Genomic DNA, 5,514 nt, shown 5'->3' with positions numbered 1-5,514 from the left:
ATGCACCTACATTAACTACGGTGACTTTATCAACCAATAACAGTACTGACAATCAACATGGCACAACCGGTGATGTAGTCACCTTGAGTTTTACTTCGACTGATGTACTCAGTGCTAACCCAACAGTGGGTATGTCCATTGGTGGTACGGGTGTCACCGCAACGGTAAACGATCTTGGAAGTAATAACTACAGTGCGACTTATACTTTGTTAGGCACAGAGAATGAGGGTGCAGTTACCTTTACGATAGACTTTGTAGATGATGCGGGTATTTCCGGTACACAGGTTACCACCACAACCGATGCAAGCAGTGTAGAGGCCGACTTCAATGCGCCAACTTTATCAACGGTTACTTTGATAACTGATAATGGAACAGATAATCAAAGAGCTAAAGACGGTAATACGGTACTACTGGACCTTGCCTCATCAGATGTATTAAGCGCATTGCCAACAGTTGCGATAAAGAGTGGCGGAACCGATGTTCAAGGGCCGATAACAGTTGCTCATGACAACCCTGGAGCCCCGGATTTCCAGAACTTCAACGTGACTTACGCTGTAGATGGTGTGGGCTCTACCCCAGGAACCGACAAGGATGCAGACGGTGCAGTTACCTTTACAGTTGATTTTGTAGACGATGCGGGTATTTCCGGTACTCAGGTTACGGCCACCACCAATGCTAGTACGGTAACTGTTGATGCATCAGCTCCAACGGTAACGGGCGTAAGTTCATCAACAGCTGATGGCAGCTTTATTGCAGGAAATGTAATTGCAGTCACGGTCACTTTCAGTGAGTCGGTAACGGTTACTGGCACACCACAACTTACCTTGGAAACTGGTACTACCGACAGAACGGTGAACTACACTTCAGGCTCACCAGGTACTACGCTGACCTTTAACTACACGGTACAGGCAGGTGATGTAAGTGCTGATCTGGATTATGAGACCAATAACTCTTTGGCACTAAACTCAGGAACTATTACTGATGGGGCAGGCAATGCAGCTACATTAACCCTACCGTCCCCGGCAGCGCCCAATTCATTGGGTGCCAACAAGGCGTTGGTGATTGATACCTCCAACCCGACCATCAGTTCCACCTCTCCATTAGATAACGCTACTGATGTAGGCATTACAGGAGATATTACGATCACTTTCAATGAAGACATTGCTTTCGGAACAGGCAATATTACGCTGGTTGATATTACCGGTGCTGGTACCAATACCATTGTCATTGATGCAGCCATCCCGGGATCGCAGGCTTCTATCAGTGGGGCTGTACTCACAATAAACCCTACAGCAAACCTGGAATTGAATAACAATTATTCAGTTCAGATTGCTGCCACGGCTATTGATGATACGGCTGGCAATAGTTTTGCGGGCATTACTGATAATACAACTTTGAATTTTACCACAATCAATACTTCGGTAGCCTTTAGTAGTACCACATCCAGTGCAGCAGAGTCTACTTCGAGTGCCAATCTTGCGGTAAGCTTGAATTCGGCCAGTGGGGCGACAGTTACGGTTAACTATGCCGTAGTAGGTACAGCCACTGGTGGAGGTACAGACTATACACTTGCCGATGGTACACTGACCTTTAATCCTGGAGATGTCACTAAGAACATCACGATCGCCAGTATTATCGATGATGCCCTTGATGAGAATGATGAGACAGTGATAGTGACCCTATCCAACCCGACCAATGCTGGCTTGGGCACCAATACACAACATACTTATACGATCAACGATAATGATGCTACGCCAACGGTATCCTTCAATACTACTGCTAGCAATGGAGCAGAGTCGGTGAGCAGTGCTGATCTACAAGTTGATTTAAGTGCTGTAAGTGGTCGTAATGTAACGGTCAACTATACGATTACCGGCACAGCCACTGGCTCAGGTACAGACTTTACGCTGGCTAATGGAGCACTTGTAATCAGTGCAGGGGATGCGAATAATAACATCACGATCGGTAGTATAGTAGAGGATGCCCTGGATGAAGTAGATGAGACGGTAATCGTCAGCCTAAGCAGTCCAGTCAATGCTACCTTAGGCAGCAATACACAGCATATTTATACGATCAATGACAATGATGCTACGCCAACGGTAGCCTTCACAAGCGCCACCAGCAGCGGAGCAGAGAGTACGAGCAGTGCCAACCTACAGGTGGCCTTGAGTGCAGTAAGTGGCCAGAATGCTTCGGTAGACTATACGGTGACAGGGACAGCCTCAGGTAGTGGCACCGATTATACGCTGAACAGTGGAACTTTAAACTTCACAGCAGGAGATGCCACTGAAGACATCACGATCGCCAGTATTATAGGTGATGCCCTGGATGAAGACGATGAAACGGTAATTGTGATCCTGTCCAACCCGGTGAACTTGACCCTGGGTACCACTACCCAGCATACCTATACGATACTAGATGATGATACCTCGCCAACGATTGCCTTTACAAGCACCACAAGTAGTGCCGCGGAGAGTGTGAGCAGTGCCAACCTTCAGGTGGCGCTAAGTTCAGTAAGTGGCAGAGACGTTACAGTTAGCTATACCGTAACGGGAACAGCTACCGGCTTAGGCACAGATTACACCCTGGCTGATGGCACGCTCACGATCACAGCGAGCAACTCAAGCAATAACATCACGATCGCCGGCATCATAGAAGATGTCCTGGATGAAGTGGACGAGACAGTGATTGTGACTCTAAGTAGCCCAACGAATGCGACTTTAGGTACCAATACCCAACACACCTATACCATCACCGATAATGATGCAGAGCCCACAGTGGCCTTTGCATTGGCAACTGATGCTCAGACAGAGGATCAGCCGAGCCAGGATGTTCAGGTATCACTAAGCGCTGTGAGTGGCAAAACGGTTACTGTAAACTATGCGGTAACAGGAACAGCCACAGCAGGAGGGACCGATCATACCACAACTGGTGGCACGATCACCTTCAACCCGGGAGATCAGAACTTCCAGCAGCAGATAGTGGGCATCGTTGATGACCTGTTAGATGAAGAAAACGAGACGATCATTCTGACCCTATCCAGTCCAAGCAATGCAACACTGGGAGGGCAGACCACACATACCTATACCATTACTGATAATGATGCAGAGCCAACAGTAAGCCTGTCGGTAGACAATAGCAGCATTGATGAGGCCAGTGGTACAGCAACGCTTACTGCTACATTATCAGCGGTATCAGGCAAGAATGTAGATGTAACGATCGGTTACTCAGGTACGGCAATCAACGGTACAGACTATAATAGTAATGCGAGTACAACGATTACGATTAATGCAGGTAGCCCATCAGCCACAGCACCAGTAATCATTACTCCTGTGAATGATGGAGACCCAGAGGCAGCGGAGACCATCATATTAGATATAACAGCAGTAACTAATGGTACTGAAGATGGAACGCAGCAACAGACCATCACAATCACTGATGATGATACGCCAGACCTAACCTTCACGGCAGCTTCAAGCAATGGAGCAGAGAGTGTGAGCAGTGCAGGCATTACAGTAGACCTGAGTCTGGCCAGTGGTCTGACAGTCACGGCCGACTATGCTTTGACGGGAACCGCGACAGAGGGAACTGATTATACCCTTGCTGCTGGTACACTAACCTTTAACCCAGGTGATGTACAGAAGACGATCACGATAGCTGGCATAGTGGATGATGCAATCCTTGAGTCTAATGAAACGGTTATAGTGACCCTGTCTAACCTCTCCAATGCCAATGCCGGCACCAATCAGGTGCATACCTATACCATTAATGACAATGACGCAGCAGCAGTAACTATTGCAGACATCACAGGAGCAGAGAATGGTGGCGACATTACCGTTACAGCGACCCTAGACAATGCTGTGCAAGGCGGCTTTACGGTAGACGTGAGCACCGCTGATGGCACTGCAGAAGCAGGTGATGATTATACTGCAATTACTAGTCAGACGCTGACCTTTTCAGGAACAGCAGGTGAGATGCAAACCTTCACAATCACCCCGACAGCAGACACCAAACTGGAAGCTGATGAAACATTGACGGTGAGCCAAGGCAACTTTGGAGCTACTTCCTTGAGTATTGATATCTCAGATGGTGCTACAGTGACTATTAATAATGACGACAATGCAGCAGTAACGATAGAAGATGTGAGTGGCGCAGAGAACGGAGGCGACCTTACCTTCACTGCTACGCTGGATGTAGGGGTACAAGGCGGCTTTACAGTAGATGTAAATACTTCTGACAATACGGCCACTACAGCAGACTCTGACTATACTGCTTTGACCAGCCAGACACTGACCTTTACAGGAACGGCAGGGGAGACTCAGCAGTTTACGGTGACCCCATCGGCAGACACGAAGGTAGAAGCTGATGAGACTATAGACATTATTATGAATAACCTTCAGGCCACCAGCCTGTCTGTAGCCATCACTGATATGGCTGTTGGTACGCTCACCAATGACGATGCAGCCACGCTAGCCATCGATAATGTGACTATGAATGAAGGCGCTAGTGGAACCACCACTTATACTTTCACTGCTACACTGACCGGAACAATAGATGAGTCCTTCACTGTGGATTATGTCACAGCAGATGGCACGGCCACCACAGCTGATGGCGATTATTCTGCTGCCAGTGGCACCCTGAACTTCTCAGGAGGCACATCAGGTGAAACACAGACCTTTTCCGTATCGGTGGTCGGTGATGCTAAGGTAGAACTGGATGAAAACTTCACAGTGACGCTTTCTAACGTTCAGGCCAACGGTAAGAACCTTACCATTGCCACAGCAACAGGAACGGGTACGATTACCAATGATGATGCCGCTACACTCGCAATCGATGATGTGACTAAGGCTGAGAATGCCGATGGCGGAGCCACAACAGACTTTGTATTCACGGTAACATTGGATGCAGCGGTTGATGCAGCCTTTACGGTAAACTATGCTACAGCTGATGGTACAGCGACCGCCGCAGGTAGTGATTATACCGCTAACTCCGGCACGGTGAACTTTGCAGGCACCGCAGGTGAGACCCAGACGATTACGGTGACTGTAGCCAATGATGACCTGGTAGAAGCAGATGAGGACTTCACAGTCGACTTAAGCAACCTACAGGTAAGCGGCAGATCTGTAACATTAGCCGATGCTACCGGAACCGGTACCATTACCAATGATGATGTGGTAACGATCACTATCGGAGATATGAGTGGAAATGAAGATGGTGGAGCCATTACCTTAACAGCTACCCTTGACAAGGCAGTAGACCAGGCCTTTGATGTGACGGTTGCCAGTGCTGACGCCACTGCTACAGCAGGAAGCGACTACACTGCGGTGAGTCAGACACTGTCTTTTGCAGGTACGGCAGGAGAGACAAAGACTTTCACAGTCATTCCGACAGCAGATCAGATTCTGGAGGCAGATGAGGTGCTGGATGTAGGCATCTTCAGCACAACCCTTGACAATAATGTTAGAGATAGAAATATCGATGACCAGGCAACTGTAACGATCACCAATGATGATG

Annotated in this window: 1 protein-coding gene; it reads left to right on the top strand. The window is 48.2% G+C overall.

Annotated features, from left to right (window positions below; translation table 11 throughout):
• Positions 1-5,514 (top strand): Calx-beta domain-containing protein (locus JXQ92_RS19195; RefSeq protein ID WP_421988269.1); only part of this gene is annotated, 5,514 nt, incomplete at both ends.

The sequence above is a fragment of the Roseivirga sp. genome, from assembly GCF_049099775.1.
Taxonomy (GTDB): Bacteria; Bacteroidota; Bacteroidia; order Cytophagales; family Cyclobacteriaceae; genus Roseivirga.
Note: the sequence above shows the minus strand (reverse complement) of the source record. Positions and strands in the feature narration are given on the sequence as shown.